This is a genomic window from Mesorhizobium sp. M0184 (assembly GCF_040322215.1).
GTDB lineage: Bacteria > Pseudomonadota > Alphaproteobacteria > Rhizobiales > Rhizobiaceae > Mesorhizobium.
Genome location: NZ_JAMYSZ010000003.1, coordinates 16421 through 39032, shown reverse-complemented (window position 1 = coordinate 39032; position 22612 = coordinate 16421). Strand labels below are relative to the sequence as shown.

General features: G+C 62.4%; 33 protein-coding genes. 23 read left to right on the top strand and 10 right to left on the bottom strand.

Going from position 1 to position 22612, the window contains the following annotated elements; all coding sequences use genetic code 11:
* The first annotated feature begins 132 nt into the window (after nucleotides 1-132).
* The 4 genes from NKJ23_RS05175 to NKJ23_RS05160 are packed head-to-tail and all read left to right on the top strand — an operon-like array spanning nucleotide 133 to nucleotide 4307.
* Nucleotides 133-1386 (top strand): hypothetical protein, encoded by a 1254-nt coding sequence (locus NKJ23_RS05175; RefSeq protein WP_352678789.1) that lies wholly within the window; start codon nucleotides 133-135, stop codon nucleotides 1384-1386.
* Complete coding sequence (locus tag NKJ23_RS05170; protein WP_352679350.1) at nucleotides 1335-3335, top strand: SGNH/GDSL hydrolase family protein; 2001 nt, start codon at nucleotides 1335-1337, stop codon at nucleotides 3333-3335. The genes NKJ23_RS05175 and NKJ23_RS05170 overlap by 52 nt, the downstream gene beginning before the upstream one ends.
* A gap of 3 nt (nucleotides 3336-3338) precedes the next feature.
* On the top strand, nucleotides 3339-3560 hold the full coding sequence (locus NKJ23_RS05165) for a hypothetical protein (protein ID WP_352452699.1): 222 nt from the start codon (nucleotides 3339-3341) through the stop codon (nucleotides 3558-3560).
* A 33-nt stretch (nucleotides 3561-3593) separates the two neighbouring features.
* The gene (locus tag NKJ23_RS05160; RefSeq protein ID WP_352452700.1) at nucleotides 3594-4307 is read left to right on the top strand and encodes a class I SAM-dependent methyltransferase; all 714 of its coding nucleotides are present in this window, start codon (nucleotides 3594-3596) and stop codon (nucleotides 4305-4307) included.
* Here the strand turns inward: NKJ23_RS05160 and NKJ23_RS05155 are convergent.
* The 6 genes from NKJ23_RS05155 to NKJ23_RS05130 all read right to left on the bottom strand — a co-directional run bounded on the left by NKJ23_RS05155 (nucleotide 4296) and on the right by NKJ23_RS05130 (nucleotide 6490).
* Nucleotides 4296-4760, bottom strand: a complete 465-nt coding sequence (locus NKJ23_RS05155) for an acyltransferase (protein WP_352452701.1) — start codon at nucleotides 4758-4760, stop codon at nucleotides 4296-4298. The genes NKJ23_RS05160 and NKJ23_RS05155 overlap by 12 nt on opposite strands.
* Nucleotides 4761-4848: 88 nt before the next feature.
* On the bottom strand, nucleotides 4849-5070 hold the full coding sequence (locus tag NKJ23_RS05150) for a hypothetical protein (protein WP_352579388.1): 222 nt from the start codon (nucleotides 5068-5070) through the stop codon (nucleotides 4849-4851).
* Nucleotides 5071-5306: 236 nt separating this feature from the next.
* A complete protein-coding gene (locus NKJ23_RS05145; protein WP_352452704.1) occupies nucleotides 5307-5480 on the bottom strand; it encodes a hypothetical protein in 174 nt (57 codons plus the stop codon).
* Between the two features lie 153 nt (nucleotides 5481-5633).
* The gene (locus tag NKJ23_RS05140; RefSeq protein WP_023675755.1) at nucleotides 5634-5801 is read right to left on the bottom strand and encodes a hypothetical protein; all 168 of its coding nucleotides are present in this window, start codon (nucleotides 5799-5801) and stop codon (nucleotides 5634-5636) included.
* Between the two features lie 180 nt (nucleotides 5802-5981).
* Nucleotides 5982-6164: a hypothetical protein gene (locus NKJ23_RS05135; RefSeq protein ID WP_352474194.1), complete on the bottom strand. Its 183-nt coding sequence runs from the start codon at nucleotides 6162-6164 to the stop codon at nucleotides 5982-5984.
* A 140-nt stretch (nucleotides 6165-6304) separates the two neighbouring features.
* A complete protein-coding gene (locus NKJ23_RS05130; RefSeq protein WP_352474196.1) occupies nucleotides 6305-6490 on the bottom strand; it encodes a hypothetical protein in 186 nt (61 codons plus the stop codon).
* Nucleotides 6491-6648: 158 nt separating this feature from the next.
* Here NKJ23_RS05130 and NKJ23_RS05125 point away from each other — a divergent pair, with 158 nt between their 5' ends.
* The 6 genes from NKJ23_RS05125 (at nucleotide 6649) to NKJ23_RS05100 (ending at nucleotide 8910) form a co-directional block, all read left to right on the top strand.
* Nucleotides 6649-7446 carry an N-acetylmuramidase family protein gene (locus NKJ23_RS05125; protein WP_352678785.1) on the top strand — a complete coding sequence of 266 codons (798 nt, stop codon included), beginning with the start codon at nucleotides 6649-6651 and terminating at the stop codon, nucleotides 7444-7446.
* A gap of 1 nt (nucleotide 7447) precedes the next feature.
* Complete coding sequence (locus tag NKJ23_RS05120; RefSeq protein WP_352452708.1) at nucleotides 7448-7660, top strand: hypothetical protein; 213 nt, start codon at nucleotides 7448-7450, stop codon at nucleotides 7658-7660.
* Nucleotides 7660-7929: a hypothetical protein gene (locus NKJ23_RS05115; RefSeq protein WP_352678783.1), complete on the top strand. Its 270-nt coding sequence runs from the start codon at nucleotides 7660-7662 to the stop codon at nucleotides 7927-7929. The genes NKJ23_RS05120 and NKJ23_RS05115 overlap by 1 nt, the downstream gene beginning before the upstream one ends.
* A complete protein-coding gene (locus NKJ23_RS05110; RefSeq protein WP_352678780.1) occupies nucleotides 7914-8117 on the top strand; it encodes a hypothetical protein in 204 nt (67 codons plus the stop codon). The genes NKJ23_RS05115 and NKJ23_RS05110 overlap by 16 nt, the downstream gene beginning before the upstream one ends.
* On the top strand, nucleotides 8117-8440 hold the full coding sequence (locus NKJ23_RS05105; RefSeq protein ID WP_023675762.1) for a hypothetical protein: 324 nt from the start codon (nucleotides 8117-8119) through the stop codon (nucleotides 8438-8440). The genes NKJ23_RS05110 and NKJ23_RS05105 overlap by 1 nt, the downstream gene beginning before the upstream one ends.
* Before the next feature lie 170 nt (nucleotides 8441-8610).
* Nucleotides 8611-8910, top strand: a complete 300-nt coding sequence (locus NKJ23_RS05100) for a hypothetical protein (RefSeq protein ID WP_023675763.1) — start codon at nucleotides 8611-8613, stop codon at nucleotides 8908-8910.
* 51 nt (nucleotides 8911-8961) lie between these two features.
* Here the strand turns inward: NKJ23_RS05100 and NKJ23_RS05095 are convergent, their stop codons facing one another.
* Nucleotides 8962-9237, bottom strand: a complete 276-nt coding sequence (locus NKJ23_RS05095) for a hypothetical protein (protein WP_352678778.1) — start codon at nucleotides 9235-9237, stop codon at nucleotides 8962-8964.
* A 169-nt stretch (nucleotides 9238-9406) separates the two neighbouring features.
* On the opposite strand from NKJ23_RS05095, the gene NKJ23_RS05090 reads away from it, so the two are divergent.
* From NKJ23_RS05090 to NKJ23_RS05075, 4 genes are all read left to right on the top strand, one after another.
* A complete protein-coding gene (locus tag NKJ23_RS05090) occupies nucleotides 9407-9703 on the top strand; it encodes a hypothetical protein (RefSeq protein ID WP_352678776.1) in 297 nt (98 codons plus the stop codon).
* A gap of 342 nt (nucleotides 9704-10045) precedes the next feature.
* On the top strand, nucleotides 10046-10351 hold the full coding sequence (locus tag NKJ23_RS05085; RefSeq protein WP_023675766.1) for a DUF1236 domain-containing protein: 306 nt from the start codon (nucleotides 10046-10048) through the stop codon (nucleotides 10349-10351).
* 120 nt (nucleotides 10352-10471) lie between these two features.
* Nucleotides 10472-10684, top strand: coding sequence for a hypothetical protein (locus NKJ23_RS05080; RefSeq protein ID WP_352452715.1), 213 nt, complete (start codon nucleotides 10472-10474; stop codon nucleotides 10682-10684).
* Between the two features lie 86 nt (nucleotides 10685-10770).
* Nucleotides 10771-11004 (top strand): DUF2934 domain-containing protein, encoded by a 234-nt coding sequence (locus NKJ23_RS05075; protein ID WP_352621602.1) that lies wholly within the window; start codon nucleotides 10771-10773, stop codon nucleotides 11002-11004.
* Nucleotides 11005-11282: 278 nt separating this feature from the next.
* On the opposite strand, the gene NKJ23_RS05070 is transcribed toward NKJ23_RS05075, so the two are convergent.
* The gene (locus NKJ23_RS05070) at nucleotides 11283-11615 is read right to left on the bottom strand and encodes a hypothetical protein (protein WP_352678773.1); all 333 of its coding nucleotides are present in this window, start codon (nucleotides 11613-11615) and stop codon (nucleotides 11283-11285) included.
* Between the two features lie 275 nt (nucleotides 11616-11890).
* Between NKJ23_RS05070 and NKJ23_RS05065 the strand changes: the two genes are divergently transcribed.
* The 3 genes from NKJ23_RS05065 to NKJ23_RS05055 all read left to right on the top strand — a co-directional run bounded on the left by NKJ23_RS05065 (nucleotide 11891) and on the right by NKJ23_RS05055 (nucleotide 13999).
* Complete coding sequence (locus NKJ23_RS05065) at nucleotides 11891-12142, top strand: hypothetical protein (RefSeq protein WP_352678770.1); 252 nt, start codon at nucleotides 11891-11893, stop codon at nucleotides 12140-12142.
* Nucleotides 12143-12329: 187 nt separating this feature from the next.
* Nucleotides 12330-13580 (top strand): aconitase X, encoded by a 1251-nt coding sequence (locus NKJ23_RS05060; protein ID WP_352678767.1) that lies wholly within the window; start codon nucleotides 12330-12332, stop codon nucleotides 13578-13580.
* On the top strand, nucleotides 13577-13999 hold the full coding sequence (locus NKJ23_RS05055) for an aconitase X swivel domain-containing protein (protein WP_352678764.1): 423 nt from the start codon (nucleotides 13577-13579) through the stop codon (nucleotides 13997-13999). Before NKJ23_RS05060 ends, NKJ23_RS05055 begins: the two co-directional genes overlap by 4 nt.
* Here NKJ23_RS05055 and NKJ23_RS05050 read toward each other — a convergent pair.
* Nucleotides 13996-14160, bottom strand: a complete 165-nt coding sequence (locus NKJ23_RS05050) for an SIP domain-containing protein (RefSeq protein WP_023675773.1) — start codon at nucleotides 14158-14160, stop codon at nucleotides 13996-13998. The genes NKJ23_RS05055 and NKJ23_RS05050 overlap by 4 nt on opposite strands.
* Nucleotides 14161-14385: 225 nt before the next feature.
* Nucleotides 14386-15417, bottom strand: a complete 1032-nt coding sequence (locus NKJ23_RS05045; RefSeq protein ID WP_352678761.1) for a LacI family DNA-binding transcriptional regulator — start codon at nucleotides 15415-15417, stop codon at nucleotides 14386-14388.
* 372 nt (nucleotides 15418-15789) lie between these two features.
* Here NKJ23_RS05045 and NKJ23_RS05040 point away from each other — a divergent pair, with 372 nt between their 5' ends.
* From NKJ23_RS05040 to NKJ23_RS05015, 6 genes are all read left to right on the top strand, one after another.
* Entirely contained in the window at nucleotides 15790-17403 is a 1614-nt protein-coding gene (locus NKJ23_RS05040) for an extracellular solute-binding protein (RefSeq protein ID WP_352678759.1), read from the top strand.
* Between the two features lie 78 nt (nucleotides 17404-17481).
* On the top strand, nucleotides 17482-18342 hold the full coding sequence (locus tag NKJ23_RS05035; protein WP_254820511.1) for a carbohydrate ABC transporter permease: 861 nt from the start codon (nucleotides 17482-17484) through the stop codon (nucleotides 18340-18342).
* Entirely contained in the window at nucleotides 18339-19298 is a 960-nt protein-coding gene (locus NKJ23_RS05030; protein WP_352458309.1) for a carbohydrate ABC transporter permease, read from the top strand. The genes NKJ23_RS05035 and NKJ23_RS05030 overlap by 4 nt, the downstream gene beginning before the upstream one ends.
* On the top strand, nucleotides 19298-20389 hold the full coding sequence (locus tag NKJ23_RS05025) for an ABC transporter ATP-binding protein (RefSeq protein ID WP_352678756.1): 1092 nt from the start codon (nucleotides 19298-19300) through the stop codon (nucleotides 20387-20389). The genes NKJ23_RS05030 and NKJ23_RS05025 overlap by 1 nt, the downstream gene beginning before the upstream one ends.
* A gap of 1 nt (nucleotide 20390) precedes the next feature.
* The gene (locus NKJ23_RS05020; RefSeq protein ID WP_352678753.1) at nucleotides 20391-21452 is read left to right on the top strand and encodes an ABC transporter ATP-binding protein; all 1062 of its coding nucleotides are present in this window, start codon (nucleotides 20391-20393) and stop codon (nucleotides 21450-21452) included.
* A gap of 50 nt (nucleotides 21453-21502) precedes the next feature.
* On the top strand, nucleotides 21503-22591 hold the full coding sequence (locus NKJ23_RS05015; RefSeq protein WP_352679347.1) for a Gfo/Idh/MocA family protein: 1089 nt from the start codon (nucleotides 21503-21505) through the stop codon (nucleotides 22589-22591).
* Nucleotides 22592-22612 lie beyond the last annotated feature (21 nt).

Sequence of the window (22612 nt, the reverse complement as noted above, 5' to 3'; positions counted from 1 at the left end):
GCAAAATCGTCCGTGAATACACCGGCTGCGCCGAATAGCGCGGTGTCCGGCCGCGTAGCTTAGCTTTCCCACACCAGCACCGAACCCCTTCCAGCCTCGCTTAGCGGGGCTTTTTTTATGGAGCAAGCCCTCATGTCCCGACCTGCAACTGCCGCCGTTCGTCTCCTGACCGGCGAACGCGAACCCGTGCGCCTCGCAACTACGGGCGGCATCCTCCTGCACGGCCTGCAGGCCATCGACGGCGTGCCGGCCGAAATCGGCGACCGCGTGCTGGTCAAGGACCAGGCCGACCCGACGCAGAACGGCATCTACACGGCGAGCGAAGGCGACTGGTTTCGCGCCGCCGACGCCCGTTCTACGCGCACCCTGCAGAAGGGCACGACCGTTCACACCCAGATCGGGTCGGTCAACGCCGGCCGCGTGTTCGAGTTCACGGCCGACGAGCCGGCCGTCGGCGCCGATGCCATAACCATCGCCGCATCCGTTTCGCCCGACATCGCCGATGTGGTCGAAGAGGTCGAAGCGCTGCGCGATGAAACCCAGGCGCTGAAGGATGCTGCCGCAGCCAGCGCCGGCCAGGCAACCGCCAGTGCCGCCGCTTCCGCCGCGAATGCCGGCCAAACCACTGCCGACCGGGCTGCGACCAATTCCGATGCCGTCGCCGCCGCCGCCGCAGTCATCAGCGCCCAGGCTGCACGCGACGCTTCGCTCTACGGCAAGGGCATTTTCCCGACGACGGCGGCGGCAATCGGCTTCGGCGTCGTCGGCAACGGTGCGATCACGGCAGGCTCGGGCGGCGCCAATGGCACGTTCGACCTGGCGTTTACCGGCGGGACCGGTTCGGGCGCCGCCGGCCGCTTCGTGGTGGCGGGCGGGGCGCTGACGCAGATACTGATCACGGCGCCGGGCTCCTACACAGTGGCGCCGACGTTCAGTTTTGCAGCCTCGGCAGGGCTCGCCGGCGCCGCCGCCGCGGCGGTGCTTGGCAGGAATGTCGATGTCGGCGAGTATTTCTGGACCGAAGCTTCGACTGGTGTGCTTGGGCTGTACAATGTCACGGCCGGGCCTGTGGCGGCCGATTCGGGCGTTCGCGCGGCAACGGCGGAAATTGCCCTGATCAGCTCAAGGATCGTCGGACCCGTTCCGATCACGGGTTCCGTCGGCGGCACGGTGATTACGAACGACAGCGTCTATTTTTGGCCTGGATCGCTGTCGACGGTCGATGAATATCTGTCGACCTGGAGCTTGGATTTGGCATCGTGCCGGGGACAGCCCACATCGTTATTGCCCACGTCGAGGGCGACGGGACGCTTAGCCTGGTTTCCGACCAGACAATGTCCGTTCCAGCCGGCCCGTCGTCTGTTGTTTCAGGGCTTTCGATCCTGAAGCCTGCCGGCAGCGTCATGGGCCTCCAGCGCACTGGCGCTGGTAGCTGGTACTACACTGCCGGGGCAATTCCGAACGGCGAACTCGAGTGGTTCACGGCGGCGGTTCCGGCCTCGCACACTGCCAAGACTATAGGCGCTGTAAATGGTCCGCAGTGGAAGGCGACCTTCACCGGCGAAGTCGCCGTCAAGGCGCGTGCTGCCTATACCACAGCAAACGGTCTCGTTTCCGCTGTCGGCGTTAGCCAGGAAATCGGCTGGCCGACGCTGGTCAACACGGGGTCGGACGTTCCGGGCAGCTACAGCGTCATCATGCAGACGCCAGCGCCGGCCGACGGCCATATTACAGCGGTCGACGTTGGCGCTGGCGCTGGCGCCGGCGCTGCGCTCATTCATGTAGTGGACTATCTCGGCGGGTTGGTGGTCAATGTCCTAAGCACATATGCGGTGACGCTGGTCAACGGGGTCGCTCATATCCCGCTGGGTATCCCAATCCCAGCCGGCAAATATCCGGCGATCAGCGGTGGCGCCTACAAATTTCAAAACAACGTCAACCCGCAAGGCATCCCGGCATGGATCAAATCAGGCGCGCTGTCGAATGGCGCGACCGTAGCATCGTCCGCCCAGCATCGGTACGAGGTCCGCTTTACGATCAAGACCGGTCTGCTCGCCGATGCCGACCGGGCCTTGACCGGCGGCGCCAGCAATACCGGCATGAACCTGCTGGCTGACGCCGATCCGAACGGCGTCGTCGATGCGACCGCGCTGTTTGCGTCCGCGGCGAGCGCTCATCCCAATCCCTATGTGCCGCCTGGAAATTTCACCTTGACGGCCATTCCCGCATCTGGCGACGGTTTTTGGGGACCTGGCAAGCCGGCCGTCAACAGTAAGCGCTTCTTCATTCCGCGCCGGCCGTCGCTGCAAAATCTCTATGACGGCTTTCGCGCGACGATGGCCGAACACATCGCCAACAACGATGTGCTCTGCCTGATCGCCGATAGCATCGGCCATTGGGCGCTTGCCAGCGACGGGCCGAAACACTGGTTCAACCTGGTTACGCGTTTTGCCAATATCGGCATTGCCGACGATGAACCGGGCATGACTGCTTTGCGGCCAAGCTCTACCTATCTTCCGACTTTCTATGGCGTCACCGTCGCCGGGAGCGTGTTGACAGGGTCGCGCGGGCCGATCGGCGAGAGCATCCTCCTCGCCGCCGGCGCGTCCTTGGCGTTTACCGGCACCTATGAACAGGTCGACGTCCACTACACTCAGGACGCCGCTCAGGGATCGCTTGCCTTTGTCTTCAACGGCGGCGCGGCGTACAAAACCGTCAACTGCGCCGGCGCCCTGGCGCTTGATCAGTATTCGGGGCCTTCGCTCACCGGGCAAGCGGCAAGCGGCAATTACACTCTTACGGCTGTCGGCGGTCCTGTCGAGATTACCGGGCTCATCAGGCTTGGCGTCAAGGCGGCCGGCTCGCGTCCGCGCCTGCGCACCTTGCGCGCGGCACACGGCAGCTATTCCTTCTCGTCATTCAACACCGCGCGTCTTACATCGGCCGCCGCTCAATGCGGCTACGCCGGCGGCAAGATCGTGCCCATCCTGGCGCTCGGCATCAATGACAGCTTTGGCACGCCGCCGGCCACGATATCGGCAAACATCGCAACAATCATCAACACGTTGGAAGCGGCCGCTGCACCGCGTATCCTTGTGATGCCGCCGACGCGGCCGTCAGCCGCATGGGATGCAAGCTACACGGGCGGTCGGACCTATGATGCCGCCCTTGGCGCAATCCGTCAGACCTATCGATCGCGCAATGTGCTGACCATCCCGATCGACGGCTTCGACTACATCAATTCGGGAAACTATCAAGAGGGCTTGCATTTCAACGATGCCGGCCATGACGGCAATGCGCTGCGCTTCATCGAACAAGTCGCGGAAAGGGGATAAGCAATGGCATTCGCTATCCAGCATAAGGGCGAAATCATCACCGAGCTCGAGGAGGGCGAGGAATGGCTGGTGGTGGGCGCAATGATCATGGTCGCAAAGCCGAAGGATCCGGCACACAGCCGCGAAATCCCGGTTCCTGACGGCGACATTGAGGGTCTCATTGAGGTCTGGGTAGGCGGCGCCGTAGTCGACGCTGGACGCCATTCGCAGGCAATGGCAGGATGAGGTCGGCGGGGGCTATCCTTGGAGGATTGTCCCATGGCGCATGCCGGCAGCATCATCGACATCTATGACGACTATTACGCCGATGGAAAAGTAGCCGCAAAACGGGACATAGCTTCAAACCAGTCGGTCGGGCACATCGAAGCGGTCATTCAAGGCCAATTCTTCGACAGGATTCTTGACATCGGGGCGGGCGAAGGTGCGGTGCTGGATAAGCTGAACAGGAAGGGGCTCGGTAAGAAGCTTGGCGCCGTCGAGATTTCGAAGAGCGGCGTCGAGGCCATCAAGGCAAGAAAAATCGCCAAACTGGACAGCATCGACGTATTCGACGGCTATCACATCCCTCATCCCGACAAGTCGTTCGATCTTGGGCTTGCCATTCACGTCGTCGAACACGTCGAGCACGAACGGATGTTTCTGAGGGAGGCGGCTCGGGTCTGCGAGAAGCTCTATATTGAAGTGCCTTTGGAGCATACGCGAGATCTCAGCAAGGCCATTCGGATGTCAGGGCCGTATGGGCATATCAACTTCTACACGACCCAAACGTTTGAAAACCTTCTCAAAACGTCTGGGCTAAAGGTCGAACGGCTAAAGGTTTTTGCGCACGACCTCGCTTATGAACAGCACCTGGCTGGCGAAAAAAAAGGATGGGTAAAACACAGACTGCGGACCGAATTTCTAAGGTTTGCACCCAAGACGGCGATGCGCAGCATGGCCTACATGGCCGGAGCTCTGTGCTCAAGTCGCTGATCTAGCAGCAGCGCCGCCGATTTGCTTTGCAGGATTACCGCCGACCATACTAAAGGGCGGCACGTCTTTCGTGACGACAGAGCCCGCACCAACGACCGATCCCTTGCCGATCGTTACGCCCTTGAGAATAATGACGTTGAAGCCGATAAAAACACTGTCTTCAATCTTCACTGGCGCAATGGTGATCTTTGACCAGTCCTTTTTTCCCTGATGCCAGTCGGCGACATCTTCCTTGCGGTCTTGCCAACCCGTCGCGTGTGAGTTGTGATCGACGACTGTGGTACCCCAACTAATGATCACGTCATCCCCGATTTCGATCTTCTCAGCCGCCACGAGGTGGCTCTTGCCGATATAGGATCTTTTTCCAACGGTGATCTTTGCATCGGCGCGATCGAAGGAAAAGACGCTGTTGATGATGCATTCTTCGCCGATCGCATGCTTGCCTCGCCGCAAACTTCGGACGCTCCGCAAACTTAGCTTCGTTGCGGGGCCGGAGTTGATGCCGGCTAGGCGGTAGAGGAATGGTGGAACGAAAGGCATATCAGTTGCGGCCGAAGCGCGACTTTCGCACCCTCTCAGCGAAAAGCTGCGATCGCTCGAAGAAATGCTTCCAATGTTGGTGTTCAGATACCCCTTCGAAGAATGCCCGCGCCGCGTCTTCGAGGTCCGAATCAATAATTGCACGTGGGATCGGTGGCTCGTCGGCTAACTGAGCCGACAACCGAAATCGGCTGTTCGCAATAGACAGGTCAGCCTCCATCATCCATGCGTCTCTTTACGGCCTAGCTATTGCGACAAGCGGCGGCGGTTTGCAAGCTTGCGAGACGACCGCGTCCGCCAATATAGACGCCGTGAAAATCGCCGAAAGACGTCAGAAGAATCGGGAGCCGCGCGAGGTCACACCAACATGGCGCTGCAACTCGACCAGAAATCCTGGGGGGAGAGGTTTCGGCAAGAGTTTATCGCTGACGCGGACCCAGACCCACCGCGGCAGAGCCGCTACCGTCTGCTGTCCTGCGGCTTCTGGTGAGGGTCCTGGCTTTTCGACCACCAGACAAAATACAGCGAGCCCATCTTCATCACAGGCACGCGGCGGTCGCGTTCCCTGGCCCGCAACTCACGATAGGTCTTCATCTTCAGAGTGCCGCCAGGCAACCTGATACGCACTGCCATCGGTCCAACTCCCGTTGTGCAACGCAGCAATTGTGTGCAATGCGGTAAGTAGAGACCTTCCGTTGCGGAAGAGTCAACAGCAGGATCATCAACTTATTTTGCGAGCTGCAGAGGCTTCGCGGTGCCAGGCGGGCAGGGCCGGCCGAAGGAGCTTCATCCTGGCGACTGATCATCAATCAGGCGCTGGCGGTTCGACCACCAGGTGAAATAGATCCGGCCGATCTTGACGACGGGTATGCGGCGGGCGCGTTCGCGGTCGCGCAATTCGCGGTACACCTTCACCTTCAGTGTGCCGCCAGGCATCCTGATACGCACCGCCATCGATTCCGCCACCCCATTGTGCAATGCAGCATCAGAGACCTTCCGTTGCGGAAGAGTCAATGCCCGCCCGCTGACTATTTCTGGGATTTATCGAGCGGTCTTCGGAGGTTTGGCGCGCACGGCGGTTCCCGATCCCGCACGGAGGCGTCATTGCTCGGTCGGCATCGTCTGGTGCGCGGGCTATTTCCTGGGCGAGGATTTTCTGGGCGAGGACGGACGATCGGACACGCCGCTCGGCCACCAGATGACGAAGTAATTGCCGACCTGCCAAACCGGCACCTCGCGGTTCTGCTCGCGGCGCCGCAGCTCGTTCCTTTTCTTGATCTTCAAGGTGCCGCCCGGAAGCCTGATTCTTATCGTCACGTGTCCTCCCGTACCCGCTACAGGTACGAACGATAGACGGGAACAGTTTCATCCCGGCTAAGCAATTTCATCCAGGTCGAGCAATTTCGGGCGCGGTAGACGCAGGAACCGGGACCGGAGCGAGATCGCCGGAACTGGCTTCATTTGAAGAAATCCGCAATGCCGTTGATGGCCAGCACCGCATAGACGATCGGTCCGGCGATAAACGCACAATAGAGGCAGAGGATCGCCGCCAGCACCGCGAGCAACGGCTTGTCGCGAGCGACGGCGCGGAGCTCGGACTTCACCGACCAGCGCGCCGCAGCGGTTTGTTCATCATCAGACATGTGCACCATCCCGCGGCCATTTCACACGGCAGGTCGAAAACATCAACCTTCCTTGCCACGGCAACATCGGCACGGGCTGCCGCCCAATTCTGCTTTGCCGCCACGCATCTGCTTTTTCAACCTCAAAACCTTGCCCGCGAGGGCGGAAAGGACTGCCCATGGACATGACGTTCAGGGGCGCCGCCAGGCGCCTCGATGATATAGACTTGCCGAAACTCGGTGCCCGGATCGGCGTCGGCGAGGACGAGATGCACGCGTTCCTCGATGTTGAAACCAGCGGGCACGGCTTCGACGCCGTTGGCCGGCCGGTCATCCTGTTCGAACCGCACGTCTTCTACCGCAACCTGTCGGGTGCTAAGCGGGCACAAGCGGTAGCCGCCGGCCTCGCTTATCCGAAGTGGGGCGAGAAGCCCTATCCCAGGGAGAGCTACCCACGGCTCAGGGCAGCTTGTGCGATCGACGAAACCGCGGCGCTCAAATCCGCTTCGTGGGGGCTGGGTCAGGTCCTCGGCGAGAATTTCAAGGCCGCGGGCTTCCTTACCGTGCAGGCGATGGCCGAGGCAATGATGGCGGACGAGGCGCTGCAGCTCGGCGCGGCGATCGACTTCATCGTCGAGAACCGGCTCGACGACAATCTGCGCAATCATGACTGGTCGGGATTCGCCAAGGGCTACAACGGCGCCGGCTATCGCAAAAACTCATACGATACCAGGCTTGCCGAGGCCTATCGCAAATGGTCGCGCATCAAGGACACGCCGTGGCCGTCTGCCGGCCCGGCGTCATCGGCGGTCGTCCCTGCAGCCCCGCCAGAGCCCGCGAAGCCAATTGCCGTTCCACAACCGACCGCCGCGCCCTCTGCGCCTCCCGTGGCTGTCGCCAAGCCCGGCTTCTGGGCAGCGCTGATCGCAGCCATCCTGAAACTATCAGCCATCCTCAAACTGTTTGGAAGGAAATGACATGTGGACCCGGATCAAGAGCTTTTTCCGCGACAGCGAGACAATATTCTGGGCGCGGCTTCAGGCGGCCATCGGCGTCATCGCGGCCATCGTTACCTATGTCGACCCGCAGGTTCTTTCGCCGATCATCCCGGGGGAATGGTTCCCCTGGTTCCTCGTCATCAACGGCGTTTTGACCGAGTTCCTTCGCCGTCGCCGCGCGGAGGATCTGTGATGGCAGCGCTTCTCAGCATTCTCAGCGCCATCCTCGGCAACAAGGTCGTCATGACGGTATTGGCCGCCGTGGGCGGCGGCATCGGCCTTTATGTTGCCGGCGGCATCAACCGGGCGAAGAAGGAGGCGGTCAAACAGGCCGAGGCAAAAGTCGCGGCCGCCGAAGACCGCCTGGAAATGAGGCGCGAGGCCGCCGCCGAAGAGCGCAAGGCCGCCGGCATGGCCGATGCGGCAGCAAGAGCGGAGGCTGCGAAATGGGCAAAGCGCTGATCCTCTGCGTGGCGCTCGCCGGCTGCGCGACAACCACGCCGGCCGGCAATCCGCGCCAGGTCTGGTGCGACCACAACCAGCCGCGCCGGCCATCGGCGGCCGTGGTCGCCGCCATGACCCGGCCCGAGCTCGACGAGATGAACGCCTTCAACGGGCAGGGTGCCAGATGGTGCGGGTGGACGCCATGATGCACGAATTACTCGACGTCCTGGGCATCAAGGCGCCGGTGTTGGTCGCCGGCCTTTCCGGCGGCATTTTGCGAGCCTTGTCGCGCCACCGCTACAAGGTCCGCGAGATGGTGGCCTCGCCGATCTGCGGCGCGCTGGCGGCGGCCTATCTGACGCTGCCGGTCGTGCATTATTTCCGCGCCGCCGGCCTGCCCATTCCTTCTCCGGACGACGACACCACGACGCTGGCCGCGGCGTTCCTAATCGGCGTCTCGGCCATGTGGATTTCGGACATCGTCTTCGAAATGATCGTGCGCCGGTTCGGGCCGGTGAAGGAGGAATAAGCCGCCCAAGCCCGACGAAATAGTGACGTTCGGTTGGAGCCCGCCGCGCCGCAAGGTGCGGCGGGCTTTTTGCATTTTCCCTCGCATTCTGTACGATCTGCCTCTGCGCGACGGCGGCTCGATCCGGCGCTGCCCGAGCAAGATGCGCGTTAGGCATGGGAGATGGTGTCATGCTTGCCAAGGTCCTGACACAAGCGGCGGTCCTGACAGCCGGGGCGCTTCTGTTTGCCGCGACGGCCCACGCCCGGCCGGACAGCCGCGCGATGACGTGCGAACAGACACAGCTTCTGATCCAGAGGCACCGCTCTGTGGTGCTGACCACCGGCCAGAACACCTACGACCGTTACGTCCGCCAATTCGGCAATGAATGCGACTGGCCGCAGGTGCCGCGCGCCGCTTATATCAAGACGCGTGACGGTCAATGTCCGGTCTATCGCTGCCAGGATCCGGTCTTCGACCTCCCGGACTGAAAGCAAGGGTTTTTCATCCGGCCGCCGATGCAGAATGCGGAAGGCGGTGGCTCATTCCTCGTCGAAAGGACCACCTTCCCGTTCGAGATCGCGCGAAATGACGCGTTCATCGGTGTCGTCCGGCAAGGCCTCGTCGCTTTCCTGGTAAGCGTTATCGTCGTCCTCCTCCGGCAGTTCGCCGCTTTTCTCGACGTCATAGCGAATATCGACGTTTTGCGGCACGCCGTCAGGGAGGATTCTCCCGCTCCGGATGGCATCCCAGTCCTGCTGCTGGATCGTCGGGCTCTCCGTCTCGTCGTCGGTTCGTTCTTTCCTGCGCGGTTCCATCGCCGGTTCTCCATAATGTCAGCGGCCCTGAATTGGCTTACTGGTTGAACTCATAAGTCTGGCGGCCGGTTCCCAGGCCACTGCGGTCCGGGCGCATTGCCGCACGACGGAACCAATCGCGCCTGCCCGCCTTCACATTCAGAAGATACTGGCGCGAAAGGAGCTCGATATGAGACCGCTCATTTTCTTGCCGTATATGCTAGGTGCGCTGCTGCTGGCGGTGCCGGCGGCCGCGCAGCCGGACGAACAGGCGCAATCCGACCGCTGCAAAGTCGAGCTGCCGGACCAGAACAGCGAGCAGCAGAAGCCGGCCAGCAACAATTTGTCCGATACGCTCGAGCCATGCGGTGGGGTCCTGAAGCCCCCGCCAACGGGCGATCAGGGCATGGCGGCGCCACCGCCGGACGAGGGCAGGACCCCGGTGATCAAGCCCGGCGAGGTGCCGCCACAGCCGCCAAAGCAGTAGCAGCGACGAGCGGCAACTTCGCGCCGCTTGCGCCGGCAGGTTTGTTGCACTCGCTTAGGAACATTAGCTTGTCCTAAATGTTATTTCAGACGCAGTAGATATCACCCCCCTCCGGTATCGCTGCTGATCGGGAAACCGATCGGCCCGCGTCTTGCGACGCGGGCCACCGCAGTTCATTCGCAGTCCATTCGCCGCATCGCGCGGGCACTTCACCGCTGTTCGATTAGCCGCCACTTACGGAACAACAAGGTGGCGTGGGCGTTTGCCTAGAGGGTTCGCCGCTTCGACCGGAATGCAGCGTCGCAATTGTAAGGGCGAGGCCCGTAACAACAGGAGTAGACGATGAAAATCCACCTTGTTCCTGCTGCGGCGGGATTGGCGTTGCTTGCCGGCGTCGGCGTGGCCACCGCGGACCAGGTGATTGTCACGCCCGAACAGCAGACGGTCATCCGCGAATACGTCCACAAGCACCCGCTTGCGTCGATCAGTCTTCTGGGGGTGGAGCTCAATATCGGTTCCACGTTGCCCGATACGGTCGAGCTGCAACCGATCGATGTTCCAGACGTGCGGTACAGATACGTCGTCGTCGGCAATCGCACCGTGCTCGTCGACCCAGGCACCCGCAAGATCGTGCAGGTCATCGAGTGATCGGCGTTGCCAAACCGCGAACCGGGTTTGGAAAGGTCACGGTCTTATAAAATCGAACTCCATCCCGAGCGATCGGGATGGAGCCGCTGTCGTCTCGAAACAAGGAAAGGAGCCATTCCCATGCTGCCGCATGTCGAGCCGGTCAACGTGGCCGCCGCCGTCGACAAACTACTTGCTGAACGAGGCGATGGCCTGCTGTCGATGAAGGCGGCGATAGCACTGTTGCGCGAACGCACCGGAACCGAGCGCTCGGACGCGGACCTTGAAGGGCTGATCATCAAGAAGGCGGCGCTCCTCGGCGTTGCTGTCCTGTGTGACAGAGAGGTTCAATAACGGTCTTGCCTGCCGCTCAAGACGCCGGTCGAAATTTCAGCTAGAACAAGGTTGCTTACGCATGAACCGAGCCGACGGAGGTATCAGTGACGGACAGGCAGGAACGGATTCGCCAGCGAGCACACGCGATCTGGGAACAGGCAGGCAGGCCCGACGGGGCCCATCAGCAGCATTGGGATCAGGCTACCACAGAAATCGACACGGAAATCGCCGCGAAAGAGAAGACCGCCAGCCGGCCGAAGCCGACACCACGTCAGCCTAAGCCGGCGCCCGCCACCAAGGACGGAAGCAAACCCAAGGCGCGACCACGCAAAGCGTGAACTCAAGCGGATTTAGGCAGACTTGGATTGAACGCGTCCAAACGGCAGAATTCAGATCCATCATAGGCTACGTTCATGGTATAGGCCCGGCCGCCTTGTCCGGATCGGTCCGGTCACGGCGGAACTGCCCTGCCCAAGCCAATGGCAACAGCCATTCCTCGTGCCTGCCAGTGCAGACCTCATATTCAGGCGCGAGATTCGTCGGCGCCAAGCCCGCCATCCCAATGGCGCGCCTTGCACGTCGCGGCAGCAGGGCGGGGCTCACACGAGCACGCGCCTCAGTGTGTTTGACGGCCAGGATCCGACGAAGCGGACGCTCCGTCTTCCAAGGCGTCCCAGCCCACGGCGGGGCTTCTTTGCATCAGCTGAGGGCACGCAAACTCCGCCAGATCGGTTTCCGCGAAGCCGTCGAACTCGATAGCCGCCCCGTAGAGCTGGGCTGCTTGCATGACGAGCCATTCGATGTCTTCGCGCGCAACATTCTCGGCGAGGTTCTGCAGTCGCGCGGCTTCGGCGACAGCAGTCAGATTGATGGCAATCCCGGACCGCAATGTAGCCCGAACTCGGGAACTGACGTCTTCGTGCAGGCGAACCGAAAATCCGTAGCGCATGGAAAACCTTCCCTTCAGGAGCGGTTTGTCCCTCGTGTTCTACGATGCGCCCAGGATTCGCGATTGGCAAGCGAAATTCCTTAAAAACTCGTTTTATGTCAAATAGTTAGCGTATTTTGTTGATTGTCCATTTGATGCTTGATCCGCTTCATCGGACTTCTGCATGACTCGCTGATCTGAAGGCCTTGACGCATTCTGCTCACGTACCTAACTCTACAGAAAATTAGGAACATACTAACTCAGCTGCATTTAGGCTGGTATGACTGGAGGCGGAGATGTCCGAACTGGAACGCCCGGAACGATTGCAGATCATGCTGACCGTCGGTGAACTGGCGGCGTTGGAGAACTGGCGCTTCGACAAGCGCATGCCGAGCCGGTCGGCCGCGATACGGGAACTTTTGAGGCGAGGCCTCACAGCCGATGGTTTCCTGACGGCGGCGCATGGGACCAAGTCGCGCGACTTCGGCATCCTGCCGCATTCTGCAGATGGCGACGGGGCAGTCGACGGGGTGCCCCAGAAGGAATAGCGCCGTTTCCGCCGCGGATCGCCCCGCTCTCCGACCGTGCTTCGCGTCTCTCTTGCTTCGCGATGAGCTGTGGACGTCTGGTCTGCTGAACGCTGCGAAGTAGAAGAGATCCAAAGCTCTGTCTTGCCAGACGCTCCGCAATCAGGGAGTGCTTGATCGGCATGGTGTGGGCTCGGGAATTTTGCCGATGACGCTGGAATTGACGGCCGGCGACCAGTCGATGCTGCATGGCGAGCTAGGCTCGGCAGCGGCTGCCGCCATGAAGATCCTGGTTGCCTTTTCGAAGGCGGTCGGCGCGCGCAAGTTGCTGGACATTGCCGGTGCCCATATCGACGGCTGCCTCTATCACGGCCAGGCCAGCCTCGATTTCGTCGAAAGGCTGATCGAGGGCGGCGGCCGCGTTCGGGTGCCGACGACGCTGAATGTCGGTTCGTTCGACCTCATCCATCCCGGATTGGTGAAGATGCCGGTGTCGCAAGAAACGCCGGCGCGACGCCTGATGAAGGCGCATCTGGAACTCGGCTGCCAGGCGACCTTCACCTGCGCGCCCTATCAGACGCGGTTCCGGCCAGGGTTTGGCGAGCAGATTGCCTGGGGTGAATCCAACGCCATCGTCTTTGCCAATTCGGTGATCGGCGCGCGGACCAACCGCTATGGCGATTTCGTCGATTTATGCTGCGCAATGACTGGGCGCGCGCCGGCATGGGGGCTGCATCTGAGTGAAAATCGACGAGGCCAGGTCCTGTTCGAGCTGACTGACGCTGCTTTCGAGCCAAGCGACGCTCTGTTTGTCGGCGTAGGGCTGATCATCGGGCAAAGGGCTCGCGACCGCATCCCTGTCATATCGGGCCTGCCGCAGCCGCGCGACGAGGACCAATTGAAGGCGCTGGGGGCGGCGGCGGCAACGACGGGTGCCGTGGCGCTGTTTCATGCCGTCGGCATCACGCCGGAGGCGAAGACGCCGGATGAGGCGTTGCACGGCCTGGCGCCGGAGGAAAAAATCCGGATCTCTCGCGCTGACATCCACCATGCGCTGGCCAGGCTGTCGAGCGTCCCCGACGGCGTGCAGCTTGCAGCCGTGTCGTTAGGCACGCCGCATTTCTCCTATGACGAGTGGATGCGCCTGTTGCCGCTGCTGCGCGAAGTCGGTCCAGGCAAGGGTGTCCCAATCTATGTCAACACAGGGCGCGCGACGCTGACGCGGCTGCAGGACGAAGGCGCACTGGCCGGCATGGAAGCCTTCGGCCTCGTTCCGGTCACCGACACCTGCACCTATGTCACGTCGATCCTCGAGCGTCTCGATGGCGTGGTGATGACCAATTCGGGCAAATGGGCGCATTACGCACCTGGCAATATCGGTGTCTCGGTGGCCTTCGGTGACATGGAAGACTGCGTCCGCTCGGCTGCGGCCGGCCGCGTCGTGCGAGGCGCGCCATGAAGACGCCGGCCAGAACCGGTACATTCCACCTTTCCGGCTCGGCACAAGGCCCAGCGCTGGTGCTTTCGCAGGCGCTCAGCTTCTGGGGCGGGATCGACGTCGAAACGGGCGACATCATCGACCATTCGCATCCGGACCTGGGCGGCAATATCGCCGGCAAGATCCTGGTGATGCCGAGCGGGCGAGGGTCGTCGTCCTCGTCTTCGGTTCTGGCCGAAGCGATCCGCAGAGGCACGGCGCCGGCCGGCATTATCCTGGAGCGGCCGGACCCGATCCTTGCCGTCGGCGCCATCGTTGCCGAATTCCTCTATGAAATCAGCATGCCGCTGGTCGTCTGCGACATATCAGGCATTGTCTCCGGCGACCGGATCGCAATCGGTCCGGGCGAGGGTGGTCAAGCGATGGTGAGCAAGCTCTAGCCGGCCATCAGTCCCGCCGCGCCCCGCCGCCAGTAGGCTGCCGCCAGTGTTTCGTTGCGGCCGAGCGCCAGCGTGCCGCGCCAGTGTTCGCGCACCGTCGTGGCGGCTGCCGCTTCGGCCGCGAACCAGCCGAATGCCGAACCGGTCGGCCATGCGAGCAACCTTACCCACAGGGGCGAAATGGCAGGTCGGCAGTGATAGCGGGCGCGGGCAGATGCGCTGGTTTCGATCGGGCAGCATGACGGTTATGCTGCCGCTGGCGTGTCTGTCCTTGCGCCGTCTTGCGGGTTCAAGGCACTGGCCGCCGAGACGGTCGTCGCCGGCGGCGGAGACGAAGGCGCTGTTCGTATTGGGCGGCGCATCTATCATCGGCTTCGGCCCTTCTTTCAGATCTCCGGGATGCTTTCCCTGAAGATCACTTGCAGCCGTGGCTGGTGCAGTTCGTAAGGCAAGCCCCTGACCGCATGGGTCAAGGTGTTGAGCGCTTCACGGGCCTCGACGCGCGGGTTCTGGTCGATGACCGCGTCCAGCGTGCCGTCGAGCAGAAGCTCCTTGGTGCCTTCCGTCACCTCATGGCCGAGAAAGACCGTCGACAGCGCGCGCCCGCGCTCCTTCAGCGCGCGGGCGATGCCGGTATTGCCGGCGCCAACATTGTAGATGGCGGCCAGGTCCGGGTGCCGGTCGAGCAGGGCGGAGGCTTCCGAATAGGCTTTTTCCCGGTCGTCGAGCATTTCGCGCATCTCGACGATCTGCAGATTGGGTGATTCTTCCGCCAGTATGTGGCGGAAGCCCATCTCGCGCTCTTCGTGGCCGCGATAGGAGAGCGAACCGGCGAACAGCGCGACCTTGCCCGGACGCCCGGCACCCATGAAGCGGTTGAGAAGGTAGCCGGCGAGCCGGCCGGCGGCGCGGTTGTCGATGCCGATATAGGCAACCCTCGGCACATGCAGGATGTCGGAAGCGATGGTGACGACCCTGACGCCGCTGGCCGAAAGCGAGCGGATCGCCTCACGCACAGTTGGATGGTCGAGCGCGATCACACCAACGCCCTGCGTCTGCCCGTGCAGTTCCTGCAGCAGACGGGCAAGCCGGTCCGGATTGAAGCCTTCGATAGTAGCGACGCGGACGTCGAGGTCCGGCCGCGCCTGCGCCTGCGCCTCGATCTGGCGGTGCAGCATCTTGATGAAGGAATTGGTGCCGGCGGGCAGGGCGAAATCCAGCCGTATGACCTCGCCAGTAACCGCGTTGCGCTGGTTCGGATTGTTCGAATTTTCAGCGATATAGCCAAGCCGCTGCGCCGTTTCGAGCACGACCTCGCGGGTGCGCGCCCGAACCCCGGCGCGGTTGTTGAGCACACGGTCGACCGTGGCGGCCGACACGCCGGCCTCCCGGGCTATGTCTGTCAGGGTGGACCGCACTGTCGATCACCTCATTCCAAAATGCGCCAAGGGCGCATCGAGATTACGCATTTCATGGGTCCGATGTCGCAGAGCGGCTTCATCGCCGTCCGCGATTCTGATGGGAAATGATGTAACCGGCCTTGGCCGATGCGCAAGCCGCTGCGCTACACCAAAATGCCCAAGCGGACCAAAGCGGGGAGGCGGGCAGCCGGGCTCCCTCAAATTCAAGCACCGGCTTCAGTGTGAGAGCCTTGATAAACGCCATCCTTCCCCTCCCATGAGATGTTATGAGGTGTATTGATTATTTATGATGTTGACAGCCTTCGTATAGTGCCGTCAATATCCATCATAAGGGCCGTGGAGGAACAAGGCCCTGAGGGAGGAGTTCCAATGTCGAATTTGATCCGCGTGTCGCGGCGCCGTTTGCTGGCGTCGGGTGGAAAGGCGGCAGTCCTTATTGCCGCCGCAGGTATTGCACCGAAATTCATTCGCCCGAGCCGTGCCTATGCGGCCGATGCCCTGGCGCCCGGTATGATCGGTGGCCCGACGGGCTTCGACGGCTCGGAGCGCTATCAATATGGCGCCGATACGCCGGAGGGCCGCGCCATCGAGGCGGCCAAGGCGATGAAGGGCGCCGGCAAGGCGCCGGCCAAGATCGTGCTTGGCCTGTCCGACGGCTCGATCGGCCAGCTAACCCAGCCGTTTCCGGCCGGCGCGCCGTCGATCAAGGATCTCTGGGAGAAGGAAACCGGCATTCCGTTGGAAATCGTCGGTGTGCCAAACGGCCAGGAATTCACCAAGACGATGCAGGACATCTCCACCAAGGGTGGGGCGTATGACATCTACGCGGTCGAATGGAACCGCCTTGGCGACCTCGCCGAAACCGGCGGCATCCTCAAGCTCGACGACTTCGTCGCGCAATACAAGCCGGAATGGGACGATCCCGAGCGCGGCTATGTCGACGGCGCCAAGGGCGTCTCGCTGCTCAATCAGTATCGCGGCTCGACCTATGGCGTGTCGCTGGATGGCGACTTCCAGACATGGGTTTACCGTACCGATCTGTTCGGCGACGCAAACGAGAAGAAGGCCTTCTCCGACAAATACGGCTATGAACTGGCGGCGCCGAAGACGTGGAAGCAGCATGACGAGATCGCGGCCTTCTTCCAGCGCCCGGACAAGGGCCTGTTCGGCTCGACCGATCTGCGCAACCAGGGCTGGGGCTACACCAACTGGTATCAGCGTTATGTCTCAATGGCTTCGCCCAATCAGTTCTTGTTCGACGATGCCGGCAAGCCGCTGATCAATTCGGAGCAAGGTATCGCGGCGACCAGCGAGTACATCGCGTCGCTCTCGCATCATTCGCCGGATGCGATCTCCTGGGGCTGGCCGGAGCAGTACGGCAATTTCGCCAAGGGCGGCGCGGCCATGACCTGTGCCTTCTCCAATCTGCCGAAATTCCTCGACAATGCCGGCAACAAGGATTCAGCTGTCACCGGCAAGATCGGCTCGATGCTGCCGCCCGGCCGCGAAATCGACGGCAAGCTGGTCAGCCGGTCGGTGCTGTGGCTCAATCTGTCGGCGTCGGTGTCCTCGCAAGCCAAGAATCCGGAGGCCTGCTACCTGTTCCTCCAGTGGCTGGGTTCAAGCCGCATCTACGCCTGGATGACTGCCAATCCAGGCGGCTACTTCGATCCGTTCCGGCTATCGGATTTCTCGGATCCGCTGGTTCGCCAGACCTATCACACCTACCACATGGACGTGGTGCGCGAGACGGTCGCCCGCACCGTGCCCACCATCAACTATCCCGGCGCCACCGCCTTCCACAACGCGCTGGACGAGAACCTCGTCGCCGCGCTGACCAAGGCCAAGACAGCCGAGCAGGCGATGGCCGACACCGAGGCCGAGTGGAAGAAGATTGCCCGCCGCACCGGCGAGGAGAAGCTTCTCGAAGCCATCAAGACCAACAAGGAGGCCTGGCCGACCGTCCTCGATCCGATCGCCTGATCCTTCCAGGATCTTACCAAGAAGGGGAGGAGCGGTCGCTCTTCCCCTCGGCAACGAAGGACCCAGCAAAGCCGCAAGATGAAGCGTTCAGTTCCTTTCGAGATATTCCGCTATGCCGCGATCCTTGCGGCGATGGCGGTGACGCTGGTGCCGATCCTGTGGATGGTGTCGATGGCGTTCAAGCCGATCGCCGAATGGTCGGCGACCGGCGCCGACCTGACCTGGTGGCCGAAGAACCCGACACTCAGCAATTTCCGCTTCGTCTTCGGTGAATCGACCAACAATCTGATCGTCGCCCTCGACCGCACAGCTTTGAAGCCGATCCTGTCGTCGCTGCTGTCGGCCACATTCGGTACGGCAATCGCCATGTCGGCGGGCACTGCGGCGGCTTACGGTCTGTCGCGCTTCGGCTCGGGCCAGAACCTGCCGCTGGCGCTGATCCAGCTTCGCCTGTTTCCGCCGATGGCGGTCATGACCCCGGTGATGATCATGTGGGCCTTCCTCAACTTCACCGACAGCTGGTGGGGGCTGTCGTTGATCTACGGCATCGTCACGCTGCCTTTCGCCTTCTGGCTGATGAAGACCTTCTTCGACGACATGCCGCGCGAGATCGAGGAGGCGGCGCTGGTCGAGGGCTGCTCGCGGTGGCGCGTCTTCACGCGCATCACGCTGCCGATGATGCGCGCGCCGCTGGCCAGTGCCGCGCTGTTCGTCTTCATCCTCAACTGGTCGGACTATCTGATTGCGCTGCTTCTGACGACGCGCGAATGGGTGACGGTCCCTGTCTACATGGCCTCGCTGTCCTCCTCGATGACCGGCCAACTCTACGGCGCCAAGGCAGCCCTCGGCCTGATAGCCGCAGTGCCGCCTGTCATCATGGGCATCGCCATCCAGCGCCATCTGGTGCGCGGGCTGACCTTCGGGGCGCTCAAGCAATGAGCGCGGTGACTGCGACGATTTCGGAGGGCGACATGCAAGCCTCCAAAGCGGCGTCGGTGCTGCCGGACGAGGGCGCAAAGCTCGGCTTCCGGCTGACGCTGCCGGCGCAGATCCTGGTGCTGTTCATCGCCGTCTTCCCGCTCCTGATGCAGCTCTACATCAGCCTGACCGACTGGTCGCCGCTGTCGGGCACCGGCTGGTGGAACGCCTGGTCGATGTGGAACAGTTTCGCCAACTACACCGACCTTGCCGCCGATGCGCGCTTCTGGAGTGCGCTGAAGCGCACGGCCATCGTCATGATCGTCTGCGTGCCGGCGGAGTTCCTGCTCGGCTTAGCGCTCGCGACACTGTTTGCCGACGAGTTCCCCGGCAAGCGGATCTTCTACTCGATCCTCTTGATGCCGATGATGGTGGTGCCGGCGGTGGCCGGCTACATGTTCTTCATGCTGTTTCAGTCAGGTGGCCCGGTCAACGACATCCTGTCGGCGATCTCAGGCTTTCCCGTCACCATCGCCTGGCTGTCGGACCCGACGCTGGCGCTCATCGCCGTCATGGTCGCCGACATCTGGCAGTGGACGCCGCTGATGTTCCTGATCCTGCTTGCCGGCCTGGTCGGCGTGCCCGACGACCAGATCAAGGCGGCGACGCTGCTCGGCGCCAACCCGTGGCAGCGCTTCGTCACCATCGTGCTGCCGAAGATGAAGACGATCATCATCATCGCGCTGGCGATCAGGGTGATCGAGAACTTCAAGATATTCGACACGCTTTACATCATGACCGGCGGCGGTCCCGGCGTCGCTACCGAAACCATCTCCGTCTACATCTACAAGCTCACCACCCAGGACCTGATCTGGGGCTATGTGGCGGCAATCGCGCTGGCCATATTGATCGTGCTGTCCATCGCTGCGGTGTTTGCCATGAAACGCATGGCCCGGGTACGCGAGGTGGCGGCCTGATGAGCACCATCCATCTGCAGAACCTGGTCAAGAAATTCGGCAATTTCACCGCGCTGAAGACGATGGATCTGGCCATTGCCGACGGCGAGTTCATGGCGCTGCTCGGGCCGTCCGGCTGCGGCAAGTCGACGACGATGAACATGATCGCCGGCATGGAAGGGCCGACCAGCGGCAAGATCCTGTTCGGCGAGCGCGACATGGCCGGCGTGCCGATGGGGCGGCGCGGCGTCGGCTTCGTCTTCCAGAACTATGCGATCTTCACTCATATGAGCGTGCGGCAGAACCTCGCGTACGGGCCGAAAATGCGCGGCGCACCAAAGGCCGAGATCGACCGCCGTGTCGGCGCCATCGCCGAGATGCTGCAGCTGACACCGCTGCTCGACCGCAAGGCGGACAGACTGTCGGTCAACATATTGCAGCGGGTGGCGATCGGCCGTTCGGCGATCATGGAGCCGGCGATCTTCCTGCTCGACGAGCCGCTTTCCAATGTCGACGCCGCCTTCCGGGCAGTGATGCGGACCGAACTGAAGCAGTTGCAGCGGCAGTTCCGGCAGACCATGGTCTACGTCACCCACGATCAGCTCGAAGCAATGACCATGGCCGACCGCATCGCGGTGATGGACCACGGCGTGCTGCAGCAGGTCGGCACGCCGCTCGAGGTCTACAACAACCCGGCCAATGTCTTCGTCGCCCGCTTCATCGGCGCGCCGGGCATGAACCTGCTCAAGGGCAGGCCGGCGGAAAGCGACCGAGGTCTGGTCATCGATCTCGGCCCGCTCGGCGTGACACCGCCGCTGCCGGTCGAGATCGCAGATGCCGTACGCAGGATGCGCGGCGAGGTATTTTATGGCTTTCGACCGGAGCAGGTGACGCTGGCTGAAGGTGGCCGTGGCCTGTCCATGCCGGTGAGTTTCGTCGAGCGGATCGGTGCGCGCACCATCATCCACCTTGGCGACGGCGAGACTGCGGTGAAGGCGGTGTTCGACAATGATGTCGGGCTGGCGATCGGGCAGACAGCCGTCGTCGCGCCTGCGGCGGAGGCGGTGCGCGTCTTCGACGCCGCCTCCGGTCTTGCATTGAGAGCAGGTTGAGATGGCCGACATCGTTTTCCGTAATGTGACAAAACGCTATGGCGGCACGCTGGCCGTCGACGATGCGTCGTTCGCGGTGAACGACAACGAGTTCTTCTGCTTCTTCGGGCCGCCGCTGTCGGGCAAGTCGACGATACTGCGCCTGGTGCTCGGGCTGGAAACCCCGGACGCGGGCGAGATCCTGATCGGCGGAAAGCCGGTCAACACGGTGTCGCCGGCCGAGCGCAACGTCGCCATGGTGTTCCAGAATTTGGCGCTGTTTCCGCATATGAGCGCGCGCGACAACATCCGCTTTCCGCTGGTCGAACGCCGGGTCGCCGAAGCCGAGATCGAAAAGCGCGTCGCCGACGTCGCGGCCAAGCTGCATATCGGCCATATCCTGCACAAGCCGCCGGCACAGCTTTCCGGAGGTGAGCGGCAGCGCGTGGCGATTGCCCGCGCGCTGGTACGGGATCCCGCCGCCTATCTGATGGACGACCCGATTTCGGCGCTCGACGCCCGGCTGCGCGAGGAGACGCGGGTCGAGCTCAAGCGCATCCAGCGCGAGCTCGGCAAGACGCTGATCTATGTCACGCACGACCAGGAAGAAGCGATGTCGGTCGCCGACCGAATGGCCATTCTGGAGAACGGCAAGATCAGGCAGATCGGCGCGCCGGCCGAGATCTATGACCGGCCGGCCAGCACCTATGTGGCGCGGCTGCTCGGGTCGCCGATGATGAATATATTGAAGTCGGTGCACGGCGCGGAAGGCGTGGAGGCGGCGGAAGGCACGATCCGCATCGCGGACAAGGCTGCGCCGGCCGATGCCGTGGAAATTGGACTCAGGCCGGAAGACATCAAGGTTAAGGCCTGGTCGGAGGGAGGCGCGGGCCGCGCGGCGCGAGTGTTCGAGGTCGAGCCGCTCGGCGGCTACACGGTTGTGACGCTCGCCGCCGGGCAGGCGCGTCTGCGGGCGCTGTTGCGCGGCCAGCCAGACATCAGGCCGGACGCGATGGTGGCGATATCCTGCGAGCCGGGCAGGGTGCATTATTTCGGGCAAGGCGGCGGAGCGCTGGCACGATGACGGCGGCTGCAAGGAACGAGCTTCGGGAGGAACATATGGCAAGCCAAGAAATGGTGGGCAACGGCTTTGAGCCGGACGTTGAAGTCCGCACCAGAGAATACAGGATCGGCTGCGTTGGCGCCGGCATGATCATGGCCGAATGTCACCTTGCCGCCTACAAGGAAGCCGGTTTCCCCGTGGTGGCGATTGCCTCGCGGACCAAGGCCAGCGCCGAGAAGGTCGCCAAACGCTGGGATATCCCAACCGTCCACGACACGCCGGAACAGCTCATCGAGGACAAGAACGTCGAGATCATCGACCTTGCCTTTCCGCCGGACAAGCAGCCGGCGCTGATCCGCCATGCTCTGAAGCAGGCACATATCAAGGCGATCCTGGCGCAGAAGCCATTGGCGCTGTCCCTTGAAGAGGCCGTCAAACTTCGCGACGAGGCGGCCAGGGCAGGCAAGATCCTCTCGGTCAACCAGAACATGCGTTACGACCAGTCGATGCGCGTCTTGAAGCAGATCATCGACAGCGGCGCGCTCGGCGACATCGTTTTCGCCCAGATCGACATGCATGCGATCCCGCACTGGCAGAGCTTCCTCGAGGACTATGACCGGCTGACGCTCGCCAATATGAGCGTCCACCATCTCGACGTATTGCGCTTCCTGTTCGGCGATCCCCTGGAGATCACCACCCTGACCCGCAAGGATCCGCGCACCCGCTTCGATCATTCGGACGGCATCACCGTGTCGACGATCAAGTTCCCGTCGGGCGTGCTCGCCGTATCGCTTGAGGATGTCTGGTCCGGTCCGCGCCAGGAGGGCTACAAGGACGACCAGCACATCAACTGGCGCGTCGACGGCACCAAGGGCGTCGCCAAGGGCACCATCGGCTGGCCGACTGGCGCTGCCTCGACGCTGACCTATGCCTCGACCGAGACCACCGGTGGTGAATGGGTGACGCCAAGCTGGGACACGATGTGGTTCCCGCATGCCTTCATCGGCGTCATGGAGCAGCTCCAGCACGCGGTCAAGACGGGTGAGCCGCCGGCGCTATCGGTCGCCGACAACGTCAAGACCATGGCGCTGGTCGAAGCCGGCTACCGCTCCATCGACAAGGGCCGGACCGTCAAGCTTTCCGAAATCTCGATCAACTGAAACACCGGACGACTGAATCAC

Coding starts and splice junctions, on each gene's coding strand:
- NKJ23_RS05175 (WP_352678789.1), top strand. CDS start 133: ATGTCCCGACCTGCAACTGCCGCCGTTCGTCTCCTGACCGGCGAACGC.
- NKJ23_RS05170 (WP_352679350.1), top strand. CDS start 1,335: ATGTCCGTTCCAGCCGGCCCGTCGTCTGTTGTTTCAGGGCTTTCGATC.
- NKJ23_RS05165 (WP_352452699.1), top strand. CDS start 3,339: ATGGCATTCGCTATCCAGCATAAGGGCGAAATCATCACCGAGCTCGAG.
- NKJ23_RS05160 (WP_352452700.1), top strand. CDS start 3,594: ATGGCGCATGCCGGCAGCATCATCGACATCTATGACGACTATTACGCC.
- NKJ23_RS05150 (WP_352579388.1), bottom strand. CDS start 5,070: ATGATGGAGGCTGACCTGTCTATTGCGAACAGCCGATTTCGGTTGTCG.
- NKJ23_RS05145 (WP_352452704.1), bottom strand. CDS start 5,480: ATGGCAGTGCGTATCAGGTTGCCTGGCGGCACTCTGAAGATGAAGACC.
- NKJ23_RS05140 (WP_023675755.1), bottom strand. CDS start 5,801: ATGGCGGTGCGTATCAGGATGCCTGGCGGCACACTGAAGGTGAAGGTG.
- NKJ23_RS05130 (WP_352474196.1), bottom strand. CDS start 6,490: ATGTCTGATGATGAACAAACCGCTGCGGCGCGCTGGTCGGTGAAGTCC.
- NKJ23_RS05125 (WP_352678785.1), top strand. CDS start 6,649: ATGGACATGACGTTCAGGGGCGCCGCCAGGCGCCTCGATGATATAGAC.
- NKJ23_RS05120 (WP_352452708.1), top strand. CDS start 7,448: ATGTGGACCCGGATCAAGAGCTTTTTCCGCGACAGCGAGACAATATTC.
- NKJ23_RS05115 (WP_352678783.1), top strand. CDS start 7,660: ATGGCAGCGCTTCTCAGCATTCTCAGCGCCATCCTCGGCAACAAGGTC.
- NKJ23_RS05110 (WP_352678780.1), top strand. CDS start 7,914: ATGGGCAAAGCGCTGATCCTCTGCGTGGCGCTCGCCGGCTGCGCGACA.
- NKJ23_RS05105 (WP_023675762.1), top strand. CDS start 8,117: ATGCACGAATTACTCGACGTCCTGGGCATCAAGGCGCCGGTGTTGGTC.
- NKJ23_RS05100 (WP_023675763.1), top strand. CDS start 8,611: ATGCTTGCCAAGGTCCTGACACAAGCGGCGGTCCTGACAGCCGGGGCG.
- NKJ23_RS05095 (WP_352678778.1), bottom strand. CDS start 9,237: ATGGAACCGCGCAGGAAAGAACGAACCGACGACGAGACGGAGAGCCCG.
- NKJ23_RS05090 (WP_352678776.1), top strand. CDS start 9,407: ATGAGACCGCTCATTTTCTTGCCGTATATGCTAGGTGCGCTGCTGCTG.
- NKJ23_RS05085 (WP_023675766.1), top strand. CDS start 10,046: ATGAAAATCCACCTTGTTCCTGCTGCGGCGGGATTGGCGTTGCTTGCC.
- NKJ23_RS05080 (WP_352452715.1), top strand. CDS start 10,472: ATGCTGCCGCATGTCGAGCCGGTCAACGTGGCCGCCGCCGTCGACAAA.
- NKJ23_RS05070 (WP_352678773.1), bottom strand. CDS start 11,615: ATGCGCTACGGATTTTCGGTTCGCCTGCACGAAGACGTCAGTTCCCGA.
- NKJ23_RS05065 (WP_352678770.1), top strand. CDS start 11,891: ATGTCCGAACTGGAACGCCCGGAACGATTGCAGATCATGCTGACCGTC.
- NKJ23_RS05060 (WP_352678767.1), top strand. CDS start 12,330: ATGACGCTGGAATTGACGGCCGGCGACCAGTCGATGCTGCATGGCGAG.
- NKJ23_RS05055 (WP_352678764.1), top strand. CDS start 13,577: ATGAAGACGCCGGCCAGAACCGGTACATTCCACCTTTCCGGCTCGGCA.
- NKJ23_RS05040 (WP_352678759.1), top strand. CDS start 15,790: ATGTCGAATTTGATCCGCGTGTCGCGGCGCCGTTTGCTGGCGTCGGGT.
- NKJ23_RS05035 (WP_254820511.1), top strand. CDS start 17,482: ATGAAGCGTTCAGTTCCTTTCGAGATATTCCGCTATGCCGCGATCCTT.
- NKJ23_RS05030 (WP_352458309.1), top strand. CDS start 18,339: ATGAGCGCGGTGACTGCGACGATTTCGGAGGGCGACATGCAAGCCTCC.
- NKJ23_RS05025 (WP_352678756.1), top strand. CDS start 19,298: ATGAGCACCATCCATCTGCAGAACCTGGTCAAGAAATTCGGCAATTTC.
- NKJ23_RS05020 (WP_352678753.1), top strand. CDS start 20,391: ATGGCCGACATCGTTTTCCGTAATGTGACAAAACGCTATGGCGGCACG.
- NKJ23_RS05015 (WP_352679347.1), top strand. CDS start 21,503: ATGGTGGGCAACGGCTTTGAGCCGGACGTTGAAGTCCGCACCAGAGAA.